Genomic DNA, 23,970 nt, shown 5'->3' on the forward strand with positions numbered 1-23,970 from the left:
GTTATTAAATATCCAAAAAAAGCATTTTGTTGATGAATCAAAGCTCGTTATGCTATCCGCCTTTACCATGAATCTACTAGCCATACGCCATGTATTTATATACTGATTTCGATCAACAACTGGTCAATGAACGTGTTGCTCAGTTCCGCGATCAAACAGAACGCTATCTTGCTGGAAAGCTTACTGAAGATGAATACCGTCCATTGCGTCTGCAAAACGGTCTTTATGTACAACGTTACGCGCCAATGCTTCGTATTGCTGTGCCGTATGGCTTAATGAACTCAAAACAATTACGTAAAATTGCCGAGATTTCGACGGAATATGACCGTGGTTACGCACACGTTTCAACACGTCAAAATATTCAGTTGAACTGGCCTGCGCTAGAAGACGTGCCTGATATTCTGGCTGAACTGGCTACTGTACAAATGCATGCCATTCAAACCAGTGGGAACTGTATTCGTAACACCACTACTGACCAATATGCAGGTGTGGTCGCGGGAGAAATTGCTGATCCACGTCCGACTTGTGAATTGATCCGTCAGTGGAGTACTTTCCATCCTGAGTTTGCATTCTTGCCACGTAAATTCAAAATTGCAGTGTCTGCATTGGAAGAAAAAGACCGCGCGGCAACCTCGTTTCATGATATTGGTGTCTATATCGTCAAAAATGAAGCAGGCGAAGTTGGTTATAGAATCAAAGTCGGTGGTGGTTTAGGTCGTACCCCAGTCATCGGTAGCTTTATTCGTGAATTTTTACCACGTGAAGATCTCATTGCGTATTTGGAAGCGGTATTGCGTGTGTATAACTTGCATGGTCGCCGTGATAATAAATATAAAGCACGCATCAAGATTTTAGTGAAAGCTTTAACTCCAGAAGTGTTTGCTGAAAAAGTTGAAGCAGAATTTGCACATACGCGTGAGCCTCTAAAAATCCAGCCAGAAACCTTGAAAAAACTGGATGAGGTATTCACACCATTTGACTATCAAAACTTTGAAGATCAGGATTTTACAGCCTTATTTGCTGAGCATCCTAAATTTAAACAATGGTTTAATGTCAATACCAATGCCCATAAGGTTAAAGGTTATCGTATTGTCACCATTAATCTAAAACGTGCAGGGGTTGCGCCGGGTGATATGACCACCGCAGAGATGAATTTGATTGCCGATTTGGCTGACAAATACACCTTTGGTGAACTGCGCACCACGCATGAACAAAACATTTCTTTGGCCGATGTTCCACAAAAAGACTTATTTGAATTGTGGCAAACGCTTGAGCAGAATGACATGGCACGTGCGCATATTGGTTTCCTGACCGATATTATTTGCTGCCCGGGCGGTGATTTCTGTTCATTGGCGAATGCGAAATCGATTCCAATTTCAGAAGCGATTCCCCGCCGTTTTGAAGATTTAGATACCATTTATAATCTGGGTCAACTGGATTTAAATATCTCGGGTTGTATGAATGCCTGCGGTCATCATCACGTCGGGAATATCGGGATTTTGGGTGTCGATAAAAAAGGTGCTGAATTCTATCAAATCACGTTAGGTGGAAACTCAGATCATGATGCTTCGATTGGTGATATTTTAGGACCATCATTTGCAGCAGATGTTATTCCTGATGTAATCGAAGAAATTTTGAATACCTATCTCGATTTACGTACTGGCGAAGAACGCTTTATTGATACGTATCGTCGTGTCGGCATTCAACCATTTAAGGAGCGTGCATATGCTTAATCCAGCCTTACAGGTGCTGCTTAAAGATGGCACGATCGTAGATAATACCTATCAACTGATCGCTGAAGATGGGATTGTTCCTCAAGGTGATGTCGTTGTGACCACAGCGCAACTCGATCAACTGGAGAATATTCAGGGCAAAAAAGCGCTGTATATCACTGTAGATGATTCTCCTGAAACACACGAATTTCCATTGTCTGATTTAGATGCAATTTTGATTGAATTTGCGGGTTTCAATGATGGTCGTGGTTATTCCTTTGCTGCGCTGTTACGCCGTCAAGGTTATCAAGGCGAATTGCGTGCGGTAGGTGATATTTTTAAAGATGTCCTGAATTATTTAAAGCGTTCTGGCTTTGATAGCTTTGTGGTGAAAGAAGGTAAGGATATTCATGAGGCTGCGGCGGGGTTAAATGATTTTAAACATCCGTATCAAGCTTCAACAGCGGTAGCTCAAGCGGAATATCAAACTGGCGCATAATTCGCTCGGTGAGATTTGATAGAAAAGCTAAACTTCGGTTTGGCTTTTTTGTTTGAGCTATTTTGAGATGATAAAAAAACCGTACTCTGATATTTCAGCGTACGGTTTATTTTTACCTTATGAAGATTAAGCTTGTAACTTCGCCAGTAATTCTTCTTTGCTTAAATTGATAGATTCAGCATCGGTACGGCCTTTATATTCAAAGGTTCCAGCGTCCAAACCTTTTTCACCAATCACAATACGATGTGGAATACCTGTCAATTCAAGATCCGAGAATTTAACCCCAGGTCGTTCATTACGATCGTCCAGAAGGACATCATAGCCTTGCGCTTGTAACTCAGCATACAACGCTTCTGCGGCTTCCAGTGTTTTTGGTGATTTGTGCGCATTCATTGGCACAATGGCAATTTCAAACGGTGCAATTGCAGAAGCCCAGATGATGCCTTTGTCATCATAGTTTTGTTCAATGGCAGATGCGACAACACGTGTCACGCCAATACCATAACAGCCCATAGTGACGGTAAGTGGTTTTCCATCGTCACCCAAAACGGTACAGTTCAGCGCTTCAGAATACTTTTGTCCAAGTTGGAAAATATGTCCGACTTCGATCCCCCGTTTGATTTGCAGTACACCTTTGCCGTCTGGAGATGGATCACCATCGACCACATTACGCAGATCATAAACTTCGCTGAACTGTGCATCACGTTCCCAGTTCACACCTGTAGCATGTTTATCAGCTTCATTTGCGCCTGCAATAAAGTCAGATAATACAGATGCAGCGCGATCTACAATCACAGTCACGCCTTTTTCAACTAAGCCTTGAGGGCCAACGTAGCCCGCAGTTAAGCCGAGCTCTTGGAGTTGCGTTTCAGTGGCAAAAGTTAAAGGTGCTGCAATTAAAGGATGGTGCTCTGCCTTAATCTCATTCAGCTCATGATCACCACGCAAAAATAGCGCAATCACAGGGATGTTACCTTTTTCATCAGCATTGCCCTGTACCAGTAAGGCTTTAACCGACTGTTTAGCATCTGCTTTTAAAAATGCGCAGACATCAGCAATGGCTTTCTGATTTGGCGTGTCTACAATCGTTAAGGCTTGTGTCGGTGCAGCGCGTTCACCGACGAGTACCGCTTCAGCTTTTTCAACATTGGCGGCGTAATCGGATTCAGTCGAAAATACGATATCGTCTTCGCCACTGTCTGCCAGAACATGAAACTCGTGCGAACCTGAACCACCAATTGAACCTGTGTCGGCTTGTACAGGACGGAAATTGAGTCCCAAACGTGTGAAAATACGGCAATAGGTGTCATACATATTGTCATAAGTTTCTTGTAAAGATGCCTGATCCACATGGAAAGAGTAGGCATCTTTCATAATAAATTCACGTGAGCGCATCACCCCAAAACGTGGACGGATTTCATCACGGAATTTGGTTTGAATCTGATAGAAATTAACAGGTAATTGCTTATAACTTTTCAGTTCGTTACGTGCCAGATCGGTAATCACTTCTTCATGGGTTGGGCCAAGCACAAACGGATTATCATGACGATCTTTAAAACGTAACAGCTCTGGACCATATTGTACATAACGACCCGATTCTTCCCATAGACTTGCGGGCTGAGTCACGGGCATAAACACTTCTAGTGCGCCTGAACGATCCATTTCTTCGCGTACAATCGCTTCAACTTTATTTAACACACGTACACCCATCGGCAGCCAAGTGTATAAACCTGAAGCCAATTTACGAATCATCCCAGCTCGTAACATGAGCTGATGCGAAATCACTTCTGCATCATTTGGGGTTTCTCTTAACGTTGCAAATAAAAAGCGGCTTGCGCGCATGGAAACTGTCCTAAAAGTTGGCTCTGAAATAGAGCACGATAAAAACACAAGATTATACGATAAAAAATGAGATGAATATTTCACCTCATTCAACAAAGCCCAGATTATGACATTAATTTACGGGTTTGGCGCAACAAGAAATTTTTCAAATCGTCCAAATAGGTAAAAATCACAGGCACTACCACTAGAGTCAGTAGGGTAGACGTGATCACCCCACCAATCACGGCATGTGCCATCGGCGCACTTTGTTCGCCGCCTTCGCCTAGCCCTAAAGCCAATGGAATCATGCCCATCACCATCGCACTGGTGGTCATCAAAATAGGGCGCAAACGGGTTTTACCTGCCTGAATTATTGCATCATAACGGGTTTCACCACGATCCATCGCCTTTTTAATAAAATCAATCAACAGAATCGCATTTTTGGTGACCAGTCCCATCAACATGATGATGCCAATAATCGAAAACAAATTCATGGTGCTTTGAAATAAAAATAACGCCAGAAATACCCCAATTAAAGACAAAGGCAAGGATGCCATAATCGCAGCAGGATGGATAAAGCTGTTAAATTGTGAACCGAGTACAATATAGATAAACACGATTGATAGAGTAATGGCAGTCAGTGCATACCCCGCCGATTCAGCCATATCGGCATTGGCACCTTGGGTATCAAAACTATATCCAGCAGGCAGTTTAAAGTTCTTCTGTAATTGATCAATGTCCTTGCCAATATCACCCGCAGGGCGACCAGAGGTATTGGCTTCAACCAGCACTTCACGTGCCAGATCACGTCGATTGATTTGTGACGCGCCTAAGGTCTGCTCAAACTTTGCGACGGTTGCAAAAGGCACCAAAATTGGTTGTCCATTCGCATCGTTTTTAGACGAGGTGAGATAAAGATTTTCCAAATCGCTTGGTAAGGCACGACTATGTTCAGCTAGACGCAAATTGACATCGTAGGTTTCACCACGTTCGTCTTGCCATGTGGTGACATCATCTCCTGCGATCAGTGGTCGAATCGTATTGGCGATTTGATTGACAGAAAGCCCAAGATCACTGGCCAATACTCGATGAATCTGAATTGATAAAGTGGGTTTTGGTTCTTTGAGTGAGCTTTCAAGATCGACTACACCTTTTATTTTTCCCATTTCAGCCATAAAACGATCTGAAATATGTTGTAGCTCATCTAAATCAGGGCCTTTGATGGAGATCATAATGGGCTTTTGTCCACCAGATACGGTTTCATCTGCCGATGCGACAGAGGTAACCGTGATTCCAGCGACCCGTTTTAAACGTTCACGAAATTCATTATTTAATTCGGTCAGCGTCTGGCTACGTTCATTTCTAGGCGTTACCGTGACCCTCAGGCTGGCATGGTTTTTACCACGATCTGTAATGCCGTTGACCACGCCATAAGTCGATTTGACCTGATGGTGCTGACGAATGATTTGATTGACCTGATTCAGTTTAGCCTGAGTGTATTGCAAGGAGGCATCCACTGGGGTTTCAAATTTAATGCGAATCTCGCCTTTATCGGGTGTAGGTACAAATTCGGTTCCAATAAGTTTGGATAAGCCTAATGCCCCAATTAACGATGCAATTGCAATTAAAATCGTGATAAAACGAAATCGTAAGGCAAGTTTGAGCAAATGCTCATAGACATGACTTAAGTTGTCGAGCTTTTGAGAAATCCATTGGAAAAAACGTTTCATCCGACTGGGTGGCTTATTGGTTTTTTTCTCTTGCCAATGGGCCGATAGCATCGGGTCAAGGGTAAAACTAACAAACATCGAGATGAGAACAGCCGTACTGACCGTCACCCCAAATTGATAGAAAAAACGCCCAATAATGCCACCCATAAAAGCCACAGGTAAAAACACTGCGACAATGGTCAGTGTGGTTGCCAAAACAGCCAGTCCAATTTCTTTGGTTCCATCCAATGCCGCAGTCACATGATCTTTGCCCATTTCTGCATGACGCACGATGTTTTCGCGTACCACGATGGCATCGTCAATGAGTAAACCAATACATAATGACAATGCCAGTAATGTCATCATGTTGATGCTAAATCCAAACGCCCAGATAAAAGTTAAGGTTCCAAGTAGGGCAATCGGGAGAGTTAAACCGGTAATGATGGTGGAGCGGAAAGAGCCTAAAAACAGTAAAACAATCAGCACAGCCAGTAATGCACCTTCAATAATGGTACGCGCAACATCTTTAATGGAGGCGCGAATCCCTTTGGAGCTATCGACCACGACATTTAAACTGGCGCCTTGAGGAAGTTGAGTTTTAATTTTCTCCAGCACTTTATAGGTGTTATCCACGACCTGAATCACATTGGCATCGGAACTCCGCAAAATATCAACTGCAACAGCAGCCTTACCATTTAAATAAGCCCCTGTTTCTAGGTCAGCTTGAGTATCTTCAACTTTGGCGATTTGTTTTAAATAGATCGGCGTACCATTTTTATTGGCAACAACCAAATCACCAAAGCCATGTGGATAGATCACTTTGGATTGGATCTCGATCACGAGCTCAGAGTCAGGTTGTTTGAGTGTACCGCCTGGAATTTCAACATTTTCATTTTTTAACGTGTTAATGACCTGATCAATCCCAATGCCATAGCTTTGTAGTTGTTGGGGATTGATTTCGATACGGATCTGACGCTGGGCATCTCCCAGTAGATTGACTGTGCCTACGCCAGGAACCGTTCTAAGTTGCGGTAAAATTCGCTGATCCAGATAAGAACTAAAATCACGCAAAGACATCGAACCTGATTCAAACACCACTGACATAATCGCATTACTGGCGGGGTCATAGCGTTCAACCACAGGGTCTTCGATTTCATCACGAAAGTTGGATTTAACGACAGCAATTTTATCGCGAACGTCTTGCGCAGCGACACTGGAAGGGACATCCAGATTAAATTCGGCAATAATCATCGACAGTCCCTCACTGGACTGCGAAGTAATCTGTTTTAAACCTGAAATTGTATTGATCTGATCTTCCAGTTTTTTTGTAATCTCGGATTCAACCGCTTCAGGGGACGCACCCGGATAATTGGTATAGACCACGACAAATGGAAAGTCGACATCAGGAAATTCTTCTACCCCCATACGTTGCCATGATGCCAATCCCAATACCATCAGACAGAACATCATCATAATGGTAAACACAGGATATTTGACACTAATTCGGGTAAACCACATCGCTATTGAGTCCTAAAAAATCGTTCTTTTATTTGTTGTTTACTGCGGGTTGATCTGGGTTAGAAAATACCACTGATTTATTTTCATCGGCATTATCAAATTGAATTCGGCTGACAGCGTCATGATTTTGCAAACCTGTAACCACCGCTTTGTTTTCGGCAAAACGTTTTTCCACAACCTGAATATTGATTTTATGCAGTTTTTGTTGACGAACAACCCACACATAAGGTGAGTGATCCAGACTTTGGATACTGTCCAATGGGATAATCTGTCCCTGCACTTGATCTTGATTTAAAATAACACCTTCGACAAAAGCACCAATACTGAGTGAGTTGATGCTTTCAATCGGTCGAGCAAAGAATTTGATTTGACGGCTGACTTGATCTGCTACAGGTGAAATACGAGTCAGAACGGCATTGAATTGTGTTGAATTACCCTGAATTGTGTATTGAATTTTTTTGCCAATACGCAGAGCAGATTGTTGTTCAAGCGGTAATTTGGCCTGAATTTCCAATTGTTCAGGATTCACAATTTCAAATAAAGTTTGACCTGAAGTCACCGTTTGACCAGGCTCAACCTCTCGTTTGGTTATTACACCAGTCAGCGGACTGCGAATAATGCCATCCAGATCAGCTTTATGCGCAATGTCTAAATTGGCTTTTTGAGCGTTTACTGTTTCAAGTTGGGCTTTATAGTCAACTTGACTTTGTTCATATTCAACTCGTGAAATAAAACCCTGATCTAAAAGTCTTTTTTTGCGCTGCATCAGATTGCGTGATAGCTCAGCTTGAGCCTGAGCAGATGCCAGATTGGCCTGCGCTTGTGCTAAACGAGCAGCATTATCCTGATTATTTAAACGCACTAAAATCTGATTTTTTGTCACTTGCTGTCCGACATCGGCATTGACTTGCGTGGCTGTTGCGGAAACTTGTGACTGAATGGAGCTTTGTTGAATAGCACGAATCGTACCCGTGAACGCAGTTTTACGTTCCAGCGCACCTGTTGAGACCTGAACCAGATCTTGCTGGATCATCTCAATGCTATCAGTTTGATTGGCTTGTGACGATTCTGTGCTAGAACGATGACAGGCAGTGAGAACAAAGCTAGAGCTTAAACACAGTACAGTAATATAAAATGCAGTGCTTGACACTTTGTGCATGCCTAATCATCCTCAAGTTAATGACATTCATGGTTTTATTTAGTGTCAGGATTATAACGATTATTCCAGCGTTTTTAAGCGTTCAATAATGTTGGAATAATGTTCCTGTGTTGTTCGGTAGTTATTTTGCAAACTAGAGATATTTTTTTTAAGACTGGTCATATTCTGGTCGTTTTGATTGAGTTGATCTTTTAGACGTTGCGGGATACTACTTTCGCCCTTGCGTAGATATTCCATTTCCTGACGTTTAAACAAAATACGATCGCTTTGCAATTGTCTCAATTGATCTTGTTGTGATTTGATTTGCTTTTTGATCCCAGACAAAGCCTGATTTTGCTTTTCAGTCGCAATAGTTACATTGCCATAAGCACGTTTAAGTTTTAAATCTTGCTCACGCTGCCGCGCTTGTGCCTCACGTTGAGTGGACTGACGTAAATCGGCTTCTGCATTATAAGGTCGATTACGACGAATCACCTGCATATTGCGATCCAAAGCCTCATAACCATAACGGATATGTGCAGGTGTTACAGAACTACTAATATTGGCAATACCTTTTTGATCGTAATATCGATACCATACAGCATGTGATTGTGGATTGGTCGCATAAAGCAAAGGCATCCATAACAATAGACCACATATAATAATGAAATGACGAGTCATCTGTTTGGATACTTCCAGAAGCTTTCGATGAGTCACTCGACTATTCATGACTTTCCCCAAATAAACTTGACTAAATTACTTATTTTTAAATATTAATAAGGTTATATTAGTTGTAATTTATCCAATTAAAAATAGGAATAACTCAAAAAAAAATCATAAGTCCTTTTAAAATGTGATTGGTTTGGTGATATTTAGAAAAAATGTGTTTTAGCTTGAAAAAACCTTCATTGAAACCGCAAGTAATAATATGTTAAAAAAGGTCATAATCTGTAAAAACAATGAAAGCCCCAATCATCGGCTATAATTAGTTTCAGTTATTGTTAGTAATGAATAAATGGGGAAAGGATCATTAAATGGAAGACAAATTTCAAAATCTTAAAGTCATGGTAATTGATGATTCAAAAACCATTCGCCGAACCGCCGAAACGTTACTACAACGCGAAGGATGTGAGGTGATTACTGCTGTAGATGGCTTTGAGGCGCTCTCAAAAATAGCTGAAGCGAATCCTGATATCGTTTTTGTAGATATCATGATGCCGCGTTTAGATGGTTATCAGACCTGTGCATTGATCAAAAATTCACAGAGTTATCAAAATATTCCGGTGATTATGCTATCGAGTAAAGATGGTTTATTCGATCAGGCCAAAGGTCGCATTGTCGGTTCAGATGAATATTTGACTAAGCCTTTTAGTAAAGATGAATTATTAAACGCTATTCGAAATCACGTAAATACATAAATTAAAGAAAAGTGTTGGGGACATAAAATGGCACGTATTTTAATTGTAGATGATTCACCAACCGAAACATTTCGTTTTAGAGAAATATTAACAAAACACGGTTTTGAGGTGATTGAAGCATCTAATGGCGCTGATGGGGTGACCATGGCACAGGCTGAACAGCCTGATTTGGTGTTGATGGATGTCGTAATGCCAGGGGTCAACGGTTTTCAGGCGACTCGTGAAATTAGTCGCGGTGATAATACCAAGCATATTCCAGTGGTGATCGTGAGTACTAAAGATCAGGCAACAGATCGTGTCTGGGGGAAACGTCAGGGTGCACGTGACTATCTGACCAAACCGATTGAAGAAAGCCAACTTATGGACGTGATTAAACAACACCTTAATCTGGAATAGTCATCATGGCTGCTAATGGATTTATCGAATTGCTTCGATTGGCAAAACGTGGCAATCGAAGCTACGCTTCTAACCAAAATGAAGTCAACCGGTGGTCAGGTATAGCCTTTGAGATGATGGGGCAATATTTTGTTGCGCCTCTGGGGGAGGTGATGGAAGTCATTTACCCTCCTAAATATACCCCAGTTCCAAATGCCCAAGCTTGGGTGCGCGGGCTGGCGAATATTCGGGGAAGACTACTCTCAGTTTCTGATTTAACACATTTTGTCTCTGGGCAACGTGCTCCATTTTCGCCTAGCCAAAAAGTGTTATGTATTAGTCATAATGACCACTATGTCGGTTTAGTTGTAGATCAGGTTTTGGGTATTCAGCACTTTAATAAGCACAGCTTTTTTTCTAAAAGTGATGAGCTGGATCAAAAATTAAAAGATTATTGTCAAGGTTATTTCTATCAGCATAACCAACGTTGGCATGTCTTTTTATTTAGTCAGCTGCTGAAAAATCCACAATATATGAATGCTTCAGCAAAATTTATAAATTAAATTCGTACGCAATTAAGTAAATCACGCGTATTCAGGGGAGAAGCTGTATGGGCTTTAAACTAAAAAAGAAAAACACAGCTGAAAGTGCGAGTAAGAAAAACGGTTCTGCATTTTTTGCCAAGATTCAAGCTCAAATTGAGCTGATTTCACAAATGTTCGGTGATAGTAAAAAAACGAGACCGATCATTTATTCAGCGATTATTTTTCTTTTTCTATCAACGATAACGTTGATTTACTTATTTTATAGTGTACCGCGGAATAATGAATTAACTCGTAGTCTGGGGCAACTGCGCTTATTGTCTCAAACTATTCCACGACAAGCGACAGAGTCAACTGCATCAGGTTCACCTGAGGCAATTGCAAGTCTGAAAAAATCGCAGGAACAGTTTGCGCAAAATCTGGAAAATGTACAGGACATCTATGGTGCATCTTCTGAGGAATTTAAGAAGGTTGATCAACTCTGGAAGAATGTATCGACCAATGTGGATTTGATTACGTCTCAACAAAAGCTGATCAATCAACTCTATGACACCAATATTGCGATTGGTGAGTCGATTCCAGGGATTCAGGCAGAATATAACCTGATGGTAGATCAGATGGCTCGTCTGAATATGCCAAGTAGTCAGGTGGTGATTGCCAAGAACCAAGTATTTATTGCAGAGCGTATTTTACGTTCTATCAGTTCTGTATTGGTGGGCACAGAAAATGCCCGTGCGTCAGCAGATGACTTTAGTGCCGATATTGAAACCTTTGGTGCTTATTTAAATGCACAGTTAAATGGTAGTGCTGACTTGGGTGTTGAACGTATTAGCGATCCAAGTTTACGTGAATCTGTCGATAGTATTAAATCTGAGTATGATGAAGTTTTAAAAACAGCAGCATCAACGGTATTTAAAAATGCCAACCAGATTGTAAAAGTCCGCCAAGCGTCTTCACAGATTTTCTCTCAATCTGATGATATGTTGAAATCTTTGAATAATCTTTCAGATAAAGCAGACTCTGGCTGGTCAAGTGTTATTCCAGCAGTTTTATTACTCCTGTTCCTTACAGGTTTTATCTTATCCGTTGCCCGTTTATTGGCGATTCGTAATTCGTTGGAAAAAAATCGTGTAACGCGTTTACAGGATGAATATGACCGTAACCAAAATGCGATTTTACGTTTACTTGATGAAATTGCCGATTTGGCTGATGGTGATTTACGTTCTTACGCAACGGTATCAGAAGATTTTACTGGTGCAATTGCTGACTCGATCAACTTCGCAATTGATCAACTACGTGATCTGGTATCTCGTATTACAGACACGTCTCAGGAAGTGGCACGTTATACACAAGATACGCAGACTATTACCAATCAGTTAGCAGAAGCTTCTGAGCATCAGGCACAAGAAATTGCAGGTGCATCTGCTGCGATTAACGAAATGGCGGTGTCGATCGATCAGGTATCTGCGAACGCTGCTGAGTCAGCAGAGGTTGCGGAACGTTCGGTACAAATTGCATCCAATGGTGCTGACGTTGTAAACCGTTCGATTGTGGGTATGGATACGATTCGAGAACAGATTCAGGAAACATCGAAACGTATTAAACGTTTGGGGGAGTCTTCGCAAGAAATTGGGAACATCGTCTCGCTCATTAATGATATTGCCGACCAAACTAACATTCTCGCATTGAATGCTGCAATTCAGGCATCGATGGCAGGGGAAGCGGGCCGTGGTTTTGCGGTAGTTGCCGATGAGGTTCAGCGTCTTGCAGAACGTTCTGCATCTGCAACCAAACAGATTGAAAGCTTGGTTAAAACCATTCAGACCGATACCAATGAAGCTGTAATTTCTATGGAACAGACCACTTCGGAGGTGGTGCGTGGTGCGAATTTGGCGAAAGATGCGGGGGTTGCGCTTGATGAAATTCAAAGCGTATCTAACAACTTGGCTAAATTGATTGCAAACATTTCCAATGCTGCAAAACTTCAGTCTGCATCGGCGAGTCATATTGCCAATACCATGAATGTCGTACAGGAAATTACCTCACAAACCACGACTGCAACTTTTGATACGGCACGTTCGGTTTCTGAACTGGCCAATATGGCAGAGTCATTGCGTGAGTCTGTATCTGACTTTAAGTTACCTGAATAAGCGTGAAGTGACTTTTGGGGCGGACTTCGGGATGTCCCAAATTAAAAAATGCATCGTCAAGATGGCTTCTTGAGAAGGAAGTCACTTGCGTGATGGTGGTAGATCAAGTTTCACCATCAAGGGTGGATAAACGAAAGAAGCCTTCGTTATGAAAGAAATATTAAAACATCTTGTTGAAAAAATAAGCTTACCTGAAGACAGTTTTCTTGATCAGGATGAAGAAATTCTTGAAATTTTTATTGAAGAATTAGAAGAAATTTTTCAAGAATTGGATCAACTTATTCCGCAGTGGGTGGCTGATCCCGATGAGCAGCAGGTTTTAGCGGACGTTCGTCGCCATTTTCATACTCTAAAAGGGTCTGGTCGAATGGTGGGGGCGAAATCTTCCAGTGAACTGGCGTGGACAGTTGAAGATGCACTCAATCGACTTATTGCCAAAACCTTGCCATTAAGTGCAGATTTACAGCGTTATGTGCAAGTGGTATTTAATGTTTATCGTTTTAAATTTTATCATGATTTTAAAAATACCCAGCCACACTCTATCGATATTCGCCCACTGGTTTTGTTGGGACAACAGTTACAACACCAACAAGACGTCGAGCCTGCTTTAGAAGAATTACTCGATTTAGCTGAACAGTTAAATACAGAATCTGGAATTACAGGGCTCGAAATTCAGCAACAACAGATCATTGAAGCTGAACAGCCAGTTGAAATAGAGCCTGTTGCCATAGCTGACACCTGTGTGGACGCAGTTGCTTCATCAGAGGATAGTCTGATTGAAGAAACCATGGCGATTTTCCTTGAAGAAGCAGAAGAACATCTACAAACAATTGATACTTTTTTACAGCAAGATGAGCCATCAGATCAAAGTTATAATCAATTGATTCGCGCTTTGCATACTTTGCGCGGCAGTTCATCGATGGCGCATATTCAGCAAGTATTTGAAGCCAGCAGCAAGGTAGAAACGCTGTTTAAAACCTTGATGCAAGATGAGCTTGAGTCGACTTCAAATGAAACCGCTCTCTTAACCCACTATGCTGAATTTGTTCGAGATTATCTACATACACTGCATCAAAAGGGTACTCAGCAACAGCTTGACAAAATTGATCAAAAATTTAATCAAGCATGGGAAAACTATGGCTTTAATATCGAAGAAATTGCACATGAAGCACAACATCCACAAGGTGTTGTCACTTCACTATTGCAATTAGATATTGAAAATCTACTGAATGCAGACTATGAGTTTGAAAAACGCGTCAAACTGGAATTCCCTGTCTATATTCAAGCATTGATTACCGAGGCAAGTTCTTTAATTGAGCATACGCATAATCGAGCAGCCCAAGGCGTTCATGATTATGTCTTGCAATTAAAGCCTGCTTATGAACAATTACTTGAAAAACCTGAATTACTGCATCTGGATTATGCCTTTGATATTTTTGGACAGGCACACCAGCAAGTCATTCATTTATTTGATACCTTGGCAGCAGGGCAGCGAGTAAGCTTGGGACAAGAGCAACTCAATGTGATTCATGAGCTGCAAGACTTTGTCCAACAAGATATTGAAACAGCGATTACGGATAAGAAAGTATCATCTGAGCTAAGTGCTGATAAAGTAAGTGCTGAACCTGAGACTATTTCCATTGAGCCTGTTGCGGTATCAGAACCAAATGTTTCAACATTTGATTTATCGTCAATTTCTGCACGTATTCAACAAGATCATCAGCAGCTAGATTCAGAGCAAGCCAATCGTCATTTCGATGCAGACCTTCTCGATATCTTTTTAGAAGAAGCTGATGAGTTGTTGGTCGGTATTGACGCAGACTTAAACACTTGGTCGCAGCAACAAAGTAATACGTCTGCCTTGAATAATTTGATGCGCTATTTACACACCTTAAAAGGTGGCGCAAATATGGTTCAGGCAACCCATATGGGACTGATTGCGCACGAGTTAGAAACCATTTATCAACGCTTGATTCATGGGCAAATACATTCTTCTGAAAATCTGATACAGATTATTCGTCTGGTACAAGATGATATTGCTGATCGGATTCAAACGTTGCGTGATGAAGCAGTAGATTATCCAGCGACAGAAGTGATTGAGTTGCTTGGAAATATTGAGCAGGTTCTACAAGGGGTACCAGAGCAACAGCCTGAAAGTGCAACGCGGACTACTTCTGTTGATAGTACCTTGGCGCAAGTTGTTGCTGAGCCACCAACTGAAGTTGTTGAGCATGAATTAACGGCAGATCATCTTGAATCAGTTGCTCTTGGTGAACCAACATCAGTCGAGAAATCTGATGCAGTTGTTGCTGAGGAACAATTACAGAATTCGACTTCTACTGCGAATGATGCACTAGAAAACCAAGCGTCGATTTCAAATACCCATCTTGATATCGATAATAGCAAATCGCATCAAGATGCAGATCCTGATGATGTTCAATCTTTGGTGGAAGCGACTTTCTATGAAGAAGCGGCAGAGTTGCTTGATGTTGGACAGCAACTTCTCAATCGCTGGTTTGATGAACGGACTAACCGAAGTATTTTGCTTCAATTGCAACGTACAGTGCATAGCTTAAAAGGCGGTGCACGAATGGCAGAGTTAGAGCCTGTTGCAGTAATTGCCTCACATCTTGAAAATGCCTTTGAGCAATTTGCGGTAAAAGCCTTTAGTTCCAATGCTTATGACCATCTCTTGCTGACGGCATTTACATGGTTAAAGGCAGCTATTTTTGAACGTTCGTATAATAATTATGATGGTTTAAAGCATACCTTAGAACGTCTTGAATTTGTAGATACCAATGCGCAAATTCCAACTAAACTGGCTCGCGCGGATCTATTCTCGCAAGAACAAGTGATGGAATTTGTACAGGGAGATGGTACAGAACCGCCATCTATGCTGGGTGAATGGGACAACACCGTACAGGCTGATGATTCAAATGAGATGATCCGTGTTTCTGCGGATCTGATCGAAAAAATGATTAACTTGTCTGGTGAAAATGCCATTAACCGTTCGCGTATCGAAATGGATTTGGGACAGTTAGGCAATACACTGGTCGAAATGGAATTGGCGATTCAACGTTTGGCAGATCAGTTACGCCGAATGGAAGGCGAATTAGAAAGTCAGATTATCGCCAAGCATGGGGCAGAAAACTTACGTTATATCGACTTTGACCCATTAGAAATGGATCAATATTCATCATTGAATCAACTGTCAAAATCACTTGCTGAATCTGCATCGGATTTGGTTGACTTCAAAACCACATTATCCGACAAAATTCGTGATACAGAAGGTTTGTTATTACAACAATCACGTATTCAGGCTGAAATTCAGGAAAGTCTGATGCGTACCCGATTAGTTCCGTTCTCACGACTTTTACCTCGCTTACAGCGTATTGTGCGTCAGACTGCAAGTAGTTTGAACCGTCCAGCTGAATTGGTGGTCAATAATACCGAAGGCGAACTGGATCGAAATATCTTGGAACGCTTGGTCACGCCACTTGAACACATGCTGCGAAATGCAGTCGATCATGGGGTAGAAGATCGTGAAGAGCGTTTAAAACTGGGTAAACCTGAAATAGGGCGTATTGAGCTAAATATTAGCCGCCAAGGAACAGATGTTCTGGTGAGCTTTAGCGATGATGGTAAAGGTATTGATGTTAATAAAATCAAAGCCAAAGCTTTAGAAAATGGTTTGATGACTGAGGATCAAAAACTCGAAGCACAGGAAATTTTGCAGTACATTTTCCATCCTGGGTTTAGTACAGCGACCTCAGTGACCCAAATTTCAGGACGTGGTGTTGGTCTGGATGTGGTGCAAAGTAGTATTAAGGCGCTTGGTGGTCATGTTAGTGTCGATTCAACATTCGGCTCTGGTACCACTTTTACTATTCGTGTACCAACGACTGTGGCAGTGAGTGATGCACTCATGGTGAAAGTCGGTGATCAGCAATTTGCCTTGCCTTTGGCTCAGATTGACCGAATTGTGCGTATTGCGCCTGCAACTCTTGAACGCTATTTCCATGGTCAGGATGATTATTTTAATATCGATAATACTCCATATCGTTTACGTTATCTGGCGGAGTTTGTCAGCAATCAGCCTATTCCAAAATTATCTGGTATTGCACATTCATTACCTGTGTTATTGGTTAAAGGCGCGCATGGTCAGACCATTGCGTTATTGGTCGATCAATTGGTCGGTTCGCGTGCACAAATTGTAGTGAAACCAATCGGACGACAGTTCGCAAGTATTGGCGCTGTTGCTGGGGCGACAATTTTAGGTGATGGTCATGTTTGTCTCATTCTGGATGGACAAAACATTGCACGTCAGATCCAATCGACACAACGTAATAAACAAGTTGTTGAAGGCAGAGAAAAAACACGTCATACCGATGAACGTCGTCTGATCATGATCGTAGATGACTCGGTGACTGTCCGTAAAGTTACTTCGCGGCTACTGGAACGTCAGGGCTTTGATGTGGTGACGGCCAAAGATGGTGTCGACGCCATGGAACAGCTTGAAAATGTCAAACCTGATTTGATGTTGCTGGATATTGAAATGCCTCGCATGGATGGTTTTGAGGTGACTAATCTGGTACGCCATCATGAGTTACATCAGGATATGCCAATTATCATGATCACATCACGTACTGGTGAAAAACATCGTGAACGTGCATTGTCACTTGGCGTAACGCATTACATGGGTAAACCGTTCCAAGAATCAGAATTGCTTGAGAATATTGAAGCATTACTTGAAACAGCTTCAGGGAGTTACTGATGGCGATTGATAAAAAAGTAACCGCGCAGATTGATCAGCAGGAGCTTCAACACTTAATTAGTGTCTCGACTGGATTTATTGATGCTTATATCATTGAATGTCGTGATCAGGTGCCGATGCTATTACCGCAAAACATTGTATTGTCGGCGCTTGATACCAAGGTTGATGCTGAGTCGATAGAATGGCATGATTTGAAATTGCCTATTTATTCAGTTAATCATCCTAATATTACTCAAGGGGTCGCTTTGGTCATAGAAGGGGATGATGTTGCGCAACGTTTTGCCTTAATCTGTGACAGCATGCCGCAGACGATTCGTTTGCGTATTTCAGAAGTGGTCGATGAAGAGGAAACAACATCTGATCCAATGGTATTTAAGCGAGTTAAAATTGCCGATCAGCATTTCCATGTTCCGCATCTGGAAAATATTCAAAAAAGTTTAGGTGTTTTATAAACTTAACCACCTAAAATGGCAAACCCCAGTTGAAATCACTGGGGTTTGTTTTATCGTGGTGACTTAGATTGAAATATTCACAAAAATATCTACAGTTTTTCATGCGCTGCTCCTTATAGATCGCTAGATTAAAATTATTCACACCATCTTTTAGACTTTAGCAATTGTTTGGTTTGCTGACGTTCACGTCGATGTTGTGCTTTGGGTTTTTCAGTTTCATGCATTCCGCCTTTATGTAACAAAGGCGATAAAGCCACCTGATTTCTCACTTTGACTTTGGATCGTTTGCCTAGTTTCATGGTTAAGCTCCGAGTTAAATTATCCTTTAATACAAAGGACTTGTTTAAGCGTATGTACGACTTCTATCAAATCTGACTGCTGAGCCATGACTTGATCAATGTCTTTATACGCTGAGGGAATTTCGTCAATCACACCAGCATCTTTACGGCATTCAATGCCTTGCGTTTGCTGAATCAAGTCTTGTTGATTAAACAGATGCTTGGCTTTGTTACGGCTCATTTTACGTCCTGCACCATGTGAGCAAGAGCAAAAGGAGTCGGGATGACCTTTGCCACGTACAATATAAGAACGCGCACCCATCGAACCTGGAATGATTCCAAGCTCATCTTTACCAGCTCGGATGGCACCCTTTCGTGTAATTAATAAATTTTCGCCATCATGTTGTTCCTGACTGACATAATTATGGTGGCAATTAATCGCTTCTTTGGTCAACTGAAATGAAGGTAATAGTGGGCGAATCGCCTCTAAAATTAACCGCATCATCTCACGACGGTTTTCATAGGCATACGCCTGCGCCCACTCAACCGCTTCAACATAATCGTCAAAGCTTGTCGAGCCTTCGGCAAAGTAGCTCAAGTCTTTGTCAGGAACATGACCAAAGCGGTGTTGGGCTTCTTTTTTTGCCAGTTCGATAAAATAAGTACCAATGACATTGCCTAAACCACGACTCCCTGAATGTAACATGATCCAGACGTCCTGATTTTCATCCAGACAAAGTTCAATAAAGTGGTTGCCGCCACCTAAAGTCCCGAGTTGTTTTTGCCAAGTCATATCAAACTTTCGCAGCATTCGAACCAAACCAGGATGTTTGCTGATAATCGGTTGGAGCCGTTTATCCAGCGGGGTGAGCGTTGAAGCTTTGGCTTTCACTTGTTTGTGTAAATCAAAACCTACAGGAACTTTTCTTTCAATCGCATGACGTAAGCTTGAAAGATTGTCTGGAAGTTGACTGCTTTTAAGGTTTAAACGTATCGCATTCATTCCACAGCCAATATCTACGCCGACCGCAGCGGGTATAATCGCATGTTTGGTCGGAATGACACTGCCAACGGTGGCTCCTTTCCCGACATGCACATCTGGCATGACTGCTATGTGGGAATGAATAAATTGCAATTGCGCCATTTTAGTGAGTTGTTCAATACTGTCTTGATCGATATCGTTCGTAAAGATCTTTACAGGAACCCCATAAGCGGCATCTGCATTTAAAATTTTTTGTATGCTCATAATAAGCTGTCCGTATCATTATTTTAATAGCTGTCCGAACAGGCATAAAAAAACCTAGCGAATGCTAGATCTTGTGCATTCGGACAAGTGATCTTTGACCCTTGTCCGTGAGATGACAACGTGCCAATGATTAGTAATGTTTATCCTGTAAAGCTGGCATGTTGTTACTCCTATAAATTGGCAGTTTTGATGCTGACTGCGCCAATGGTTGAATCTTGGTCGCAATCATAATCCTTTGTTTTGAAAAGTCAAGCTTTTCAAAACTGAAGAAATTGAATGATGTTACTGTAAGCTAAAACACGCATTAATCTTGATCGGGTTGGATATTCATCTCTTGATAAGACACCAATTTGGTTTTATGTTTCCATTTATAACCTAGCCAGATCACCAAAAACAGGGGAATACTGATATAGGTGGAAAGTAAACCCATCCAGTCAATTTTTCCACCTAAAATCGCTTGATAGTTTTGTCCCAAAATAATGATCGAACACAAAATAAAGGCAAACCACGGTGCAAATGGAAAGAATTTGGCTCGATAAGCCAGATCTTCAAGTCTATGACCCTGAGCCAGATAGCCTTTGCGGAAGCGGTAGTGTGAAATCGCAATCCCGAGCCAGACAATAAAGCCACACATGCCTGACATATTGAGCAGCCAGTTAAAAACAGCCTGTTCCCCAATAAAAGTAGTCAGGAAGCATAGTGCAGCAACGGCTGTCGTAGCATAAAGTGCATGCATTGGTACGCCACGTTTATCCAGTTTTGAGAACCATTTGGGCGCACGGCCTTCACGTGCCATGTCGAACAGCATACGGGTTGAAGAATACATGCCCGAATTTCCTGCCGATAAAATCGCGGTTAAAATCACGGCATTCATCAAACTTGCAGCAAAGGCAAAACCGACTTTTTCATAGAGCAAAGTAAATGGCGAAAGAGCAATATCACCACTAGAAGCTGCTTGTAACAGGCGCGGATCATCATAGGAAATCAGTGTTCCAATGATAAAAATACACACGATATAAAACAGTAGAATCCGCCAGAAAATCTGCTTAATTGCTAGAGGAATTGTTTTCTTTGGATCCTTAGATTCACCTGCGGCAACGCCGACCATTTCAGTGCCCTGAAAAGAGAACCCTGCGATCATGGCCACGCCAATCATGGCTTGTAATCCACCAACAAAAGGCGCGTCTTTATAGGTCCAGTTACCAAAAGTCGCTACTCCCGGTGTCATCATGATTTTGATGATCATGGAGAAACCAATAATGATAAAGGCGACAATCGCAACGACCTTGACCATTGAAAACCAGAATTCACTTTCACCAAAACCTTTGACGGTCATGGCATTGATGGCAAAAATGACGACCAGAAAAATCGCACTCCAGTAAAAGCCGGGTAAATCTGGAAACCAGAATTTCATAATTAACTGAACCGCAACCAGTTCAAAAGCCACGGTAATGGCCCAGTTGTACCAATAGTTCCAGCCCAAAGCAAAGCCAAAGCTATCCTCGACATAGCGACTACCATAGGTAAAAAAAGCGCCTGAAGTGGGATTGTGGGTGGCGAGCTCACCCAAACTGGTCATTAGAAAATAAATCATGACGCCAATCAGTGCATAGGCCAATAATGCGCCACCCGGCCCCGCATTGGCGATGGTTGAACCTGAAGCCAGAAATAAACCAGTACCAATCGAACCGCCAATGGCGATCATATTTAAATGACGAGCACCGAGCTTACGCTGAAGCTTTTCAGGTTGAATCTTTTCACTCATGAAAATTCCTTAGTCATTGGGACACATGGGCATAAAGCACTTTGAATCCTTGTTGATCGGCAAGGGTATTGCAGCGACCAAATTGTTGCTCAATCAAAAGTGGATAATTTAAAAAACGATTGGCCACTATCCATAATTCACCATTGACAGTTAAATGTCGTTTGGCTTGTTTGCATAGACCCTCACTTGCAGCATAATCCGTATGAATTCCTTGATGAAAAGGCGGATTGCTGACAATTGCGTCTAGTTCAAGTGGTGCATCATGAATCCCAGTAACGGCTTGAATATGAAGCTGTTCTAAATGAAGTCCATTCCGATGAAATGTCATTTCAGTAGAACGTAGTGCAAATGCATCGACATCCAGCGCATAAATTTCGTTGTTACAATTTAATTTTGCCAGATACGCACTAATGACACCTGCACCACAGCCAAAGTCGGCAAGTTTACCCGATTTTATATTATTTAGATAAGGTAAAAGAATGCCTGTGCCGACATCCAAATGATTTTGGCTAAATACCCCAGGGAGTGCACAAATATGAAGTTGAGTTTGATTGACTTCAATGCTGTAGGTTTTTACCCAATTTTCTAGTGGTTTTAAGGTTTCCATTTTGTGCAAAATACATTGCCAAAGCTGACAGTGACGTGCGCTATCAAGCTTAAGATTTTTACCTAAGACTTGTAATTGTTTAGCTGCACGTTCTACGCCACCTTTTTTTTCACCTACCAAAAAGATGGATTGACCTTGCTTAAGATGACTCGCGACAACATGCAAAATATAGCTGAGTAACTCTTTCGATTTTGGTACAAAGATAATGACTTGATCGATATCTTTCTGTGGAAATTCAACTGAAAAATGCGTAGCAAACTGCTGCTGCTCGAAATATTGATGATCAGCAAAGTTCCATGTCCAGATCGAAATATTTAAATCGTTGGGCAATTTGCGGGCAAGTTCATCCGCAGGTGCATTGATGAGCAATACCTTGCCTGATAAAAACTGTTGTTGGCGCAGTACGACTTCACTACGTGGATCCATCATATTTAACTCTCATGAATAAGAAAGCCCAGTTAAACTGGGCAAATTCTTCTTAATTGCCCGATTTAATCTTGATTTCTCTGATCTTGATCTTCAGGATGTTGATGTTCAGGCAATACGATATTTAAGATTAAAGCAGCAATACCACCTGTGGCGACGCCTGAACTAAAGATATTTTTAAACAGTTCAGGTAAATGCTCAAGGATTTGAGGAACTTGTGCAACACCGAGTCCTAAAGCCAATGAAATCGCAATAATCAACAGTGCACGACGATCCAGATGAATACTGGATAAAATATTAATCCCTGATGCAGCTACAGCGCCGAACATGACCATCACTGCACCGCCTAATACCGCTTGCGGTACCGCTTGAATTACGCCAGAAACCATTGGAAACAATCCAAGTAGGATCAATAAAATCGCAATCCAGATACCGACATAGCGACTGGCCACTCCTGTGAGTTGGATCACACCATTATTCTGTGCAAACACCGAACTTGGAAAAGTATTAAATAAACCTGCAAGTAAAGAGTTTGCACCATTCACCAGTACGCCACCTTTAATCCGTTCCATCCATTTTGGACCATTGACAGGTTCATTGGAGAGTTTACTGGTTGCAGTAATATCACCAATCGCTTCCAAAGACGTCACCAGATAGATAAATGCCATAGGGATGAATAAGCTCCAAGAAAAGCTTAAACCAAAGTGCATTGGCGTTGGAATCTGTATGATAGGTGTTTCGTGTAAACCTGAAAAATCCAGATGTCCCATGAAACCTGCCAGAACATAACCCACAATCAGCGCAATCAAAATGGCAGAACTTTTAATCCAGATGACCTGAATACGATTGAGTAGGATGATAATCGCCAGCACTGTACAAGACATGATCAAATTATCTTGGCTGGCAAAGGTTTGATTTTGCATGGCCTGATAACCACCGCCCATACTGATGAGACCTTCTTTAATCAAGGTTAAACCAATCATCAGTACTACGATTCCTGTGACCAATGGCGTGATCAGCTTTTTCACCCACGGCAGAATACGGGATACGCCCATTTCAATGAACGATCCTGCAATCACCACCCCAAAAATTGCTGCCATCACTTGATTGACAGGCGTTCCTGCGGCGACCATTGCACTACCGATACCAATAATCGGGCCAATAAAGTTAAAACTTGTCCCTTGGACGATCAGTAAACCAGCACCAAAAGGTCCGACCTTCTTGCATTGTAAAAAAGTCGCAATCCCTGAAATGACCAATGACATGGACAAAATCATGTTGGTTTCTTCGCGGGAAACCCCAAGTGCCAGACAAATCAAAAGTCCTGGCGTAACAATAGGTACAATAATTGCTAAAAGATGTTGTAGTGCAGCAAGAAATGCAACAAAAGGGGCAGGACGGTCATTTAACCCATAAATCAGATCAAGTTTTTCACCTGATTTTGGCGCAGCGTCTTGTAAATCAGACATGAGAGATTAAATCTTAAGCTTCAAAGTGGCGCTATTCTAATCGAGATAATTGCCTTTACCCAAGAAAAAAC

General features: G+C 41.8%; 17 protein-coding genes. 8 read left to right on the top strand and 9 right to left on the bottom strand.

Going from position 1 to position 23,970, the window contains the following annotated elements:
* The first annotated feature begins 89 nt into the window (after positions 1–89).
* Entirely contained in the window at positions 90–1,733 is a 1,644-nt protein-coding gene (locus J500_RS10550) for a nitrite/sulfite reductase (RefSeq protein WP_034699546.1), read from the top strand.
* A complete protein-coding gene (locus J500_RS10555) occupies positions 1,726–2,211 on the top strand; it encodes a DUF934 domain-containing protein (protein WP_004994963.1) in 486 nt (161 codons plus the stop codon). Before J500_RS10550 ends, J500_RS10555 begins: the two co-directional genes overlap by 8 nt.
* A gap of 126 nt (positions 2,212–2,337) precedes the next feature.
* Here the strand turns inward: J500_RS10555 and J500_RS10560 are convergent, their stop codons facing one another.
* The 4 genes from J500_RS10560 to J500_RS10575 form a co-directional block, all read right to left on the bottom strand.
* Positions 2,338–4,053, bottom strand: a complete 1,716-nt coding sequence (locus J500_RS10560) for a proline--tRNA ligase (RefSeq protein ID WP_004994960.1) — start codon at positions 4,051–4,053, stop codon at positions 2,338–2,340.
* A gap of 104 nt (positions 4,054–4,157) precedes the next feature.
* On the bottom strand, positions 4,158–7,259 hold the full coding sequence (locus tag J500_RS10565) for an efflux RND transporter permease subunit (protein WP_004994958.1): 3,102 nt from the start codon (positions 7,257–7,259) through the stop codon (positions 4,158–4,160).
* 28 nt (positions 7,260–7,287) lie between these two features.
* The gene (locus J500_RS10570; RefSeq protein WP_004994955.1) at positions 7,288–8,418 is read right to left on the bottom strand and encodes an efflux RND transporter periplasmic adaptor subunit; all 1,131 of its coding nucleotides are present in this window, start codon (positions 8,416–8,418) and stop codon (positions 7,288–7,290) included.
* A 60-nt stretch (positions 8,419–8,478) separates the two neighbouring features.
* Positions 8,479–9,126, bottom strand: coding sequence for a hypothetical protein (locus J500_RS10575; RefSeq protein ID WP_004994953.1), 648 nt, complete (start codon positions 9,124–9,126; stop codon positions 8,479–8,481).
* 305 nt (positions 9,127–9,431) lie between these two features.
* Here J500_RS10575 and pilG point away from each other — a divergent pair, with 305 nt between their 5' ends.
* From pilG to J500_RS10605, 6 genes are all read left to right on the top strand, one after another.
* Positions 9,432–9,815, top strand: a complete 384-nt coding sequence (pilG, locus tag J500_RS10580) for a twitching motility response regulator PilG (protein ID WP_004992473.1) — start codon at positions 9,432–9,434, stop codon at positions 9,813–9,815.
* A 27-nt stretch (positions 9,816–9,842) separates the two neighbouring features.
* Entirely contained in the window at positions 9,843–10,211 is a 369-nt protein-coding gene (locus tag J500_RS10585) for a response regulator (RefSeq protein ID WP_004994951.1), read from the top strand.
* 5 nt (positions 10,212–10,216) lie between these two features.
* Positions 10,217–10,753, top strand: a complete 537-nt coding sequence (locus J500_RS10590) for a chemotaxis protein CheW (protein WP_004992475.1) — start codon at positions 10,217–10,219, stop codon at positions 10,751–10,753.
* Between the two features lie 47 nt (positions 10,754–10,800).
* On the top strand, positions 10,801–12,882 hold the full coding sequence (locus J500_RS10595; protein WP_004994949.1) for a methyl-accepting chemotaxis protein: 2,082 nt from the start codon (positions 10,801–10,803) through the stop codon (positions 12,880–12,882).
* A gap of 148 nt (positions 12,883–13,030) precedes the next feature.
* Positions 13,031–17,656, top strand: coding sequence for an Hpt domain-containing protein (locus J500_RS10600; RefSeq protein WP_034699550.1), 4,626 nt, complete (start codon positions 13,031–13,033; stop codon positions 17,654–17,656).
* A complete protein-coding gene (locus J500_RS10605) occupies positions 17,656–18,108 on the top strand; it encodes a hypothetical protein (RefSeq protein ID WP_004992479.1) in 453 nt (150 codons plus the stop codon). The genes J500_RS10600 and J500_RS10605 overlap by 1 nt, the downstream gene beginning before the upstream one ends.
* Positions 18,109–18,242: 134 nt before the next feature.
* Here J500_RS10605 and J500_RS17535 read toward each other — a convergent pair whose 3' ends face one another.
* From J500_RS17535 to J500_RS10625, 5 genes are all read right to left on the bottom strand, one after another.
* The gene (locus J500_RS17535; protein ID WP_004992481.1) at positions 18,243–18,407 is read right to left on the bottom strand and encodes a hypothetical protein; all 165 of its coding nucleotides are present in this window, start codon (positions 18,405–18,407) and stop codon (positions 18,243–18,245) included.
* Positions 18,408–18,426: 19 nt separating this feature from the next.
* Positions 18,427–19,632: an RtcB family protein gene (locus J500_RS10610; RefSeq protein ID WP_004992482.1), complete on the bottom strand. Its 1,206-nt coding sequence runs from the start codon at positions 19,630–19,632 to the stop codon at positions 18,427–18,429.
* A 304-nt stretch (positions 19,633–19,936) separates the two neighbouring features.
* Positions 19,937–21,397 carry an amino acid permease gene (locus J500_RS10615; RefSeq protein ID WP_004994944.1) on the bottom strand — a complete coding sequence of 487 codons (1,461 nt, stop codon included), beginning with the start codon at positions 21,395–21,397 and terminating at the stop codon, positions 19,937–19,939.
* 13 nt (positions 21,398–21,410) lie between these two features.
* Positions 21,411–22,430 (bottom strand): class I SAM-dependent methyltransferase, encoded by a 1,020-nt coding sequence (locus J500_RS10620; RefSeq protein WP_034699563.1) that lies wholly within the window; start codon positions 22,428–22,430, stop codon positions 21,411–21,413.
* Positions 22,431–22,495: 65 nt separating this feature from the next.
* Positions 22,496–23,899, bottom strand: coding sequence for a uracil-xanthine permease family protein (locus tag J500_RS10625; protein WP_004994940.1), 1,404 nt, complete (start codon positions 23,897–23,899; stop codon positions 22,496–22,498).
* Positions 23,900–23,970: the final 71 nt, after the last annotated feature.

The sequence above is a fragment of the Acinetobacter sp. 479375 genome (genome assembly GCF_000581715.1).
GTDB lineage: Bacteria > Pseudomonadota > Gammaproteobacteria > Pseudomonadales > Moraxellaceae > Acinetobacter > Acinetobacter ursingii.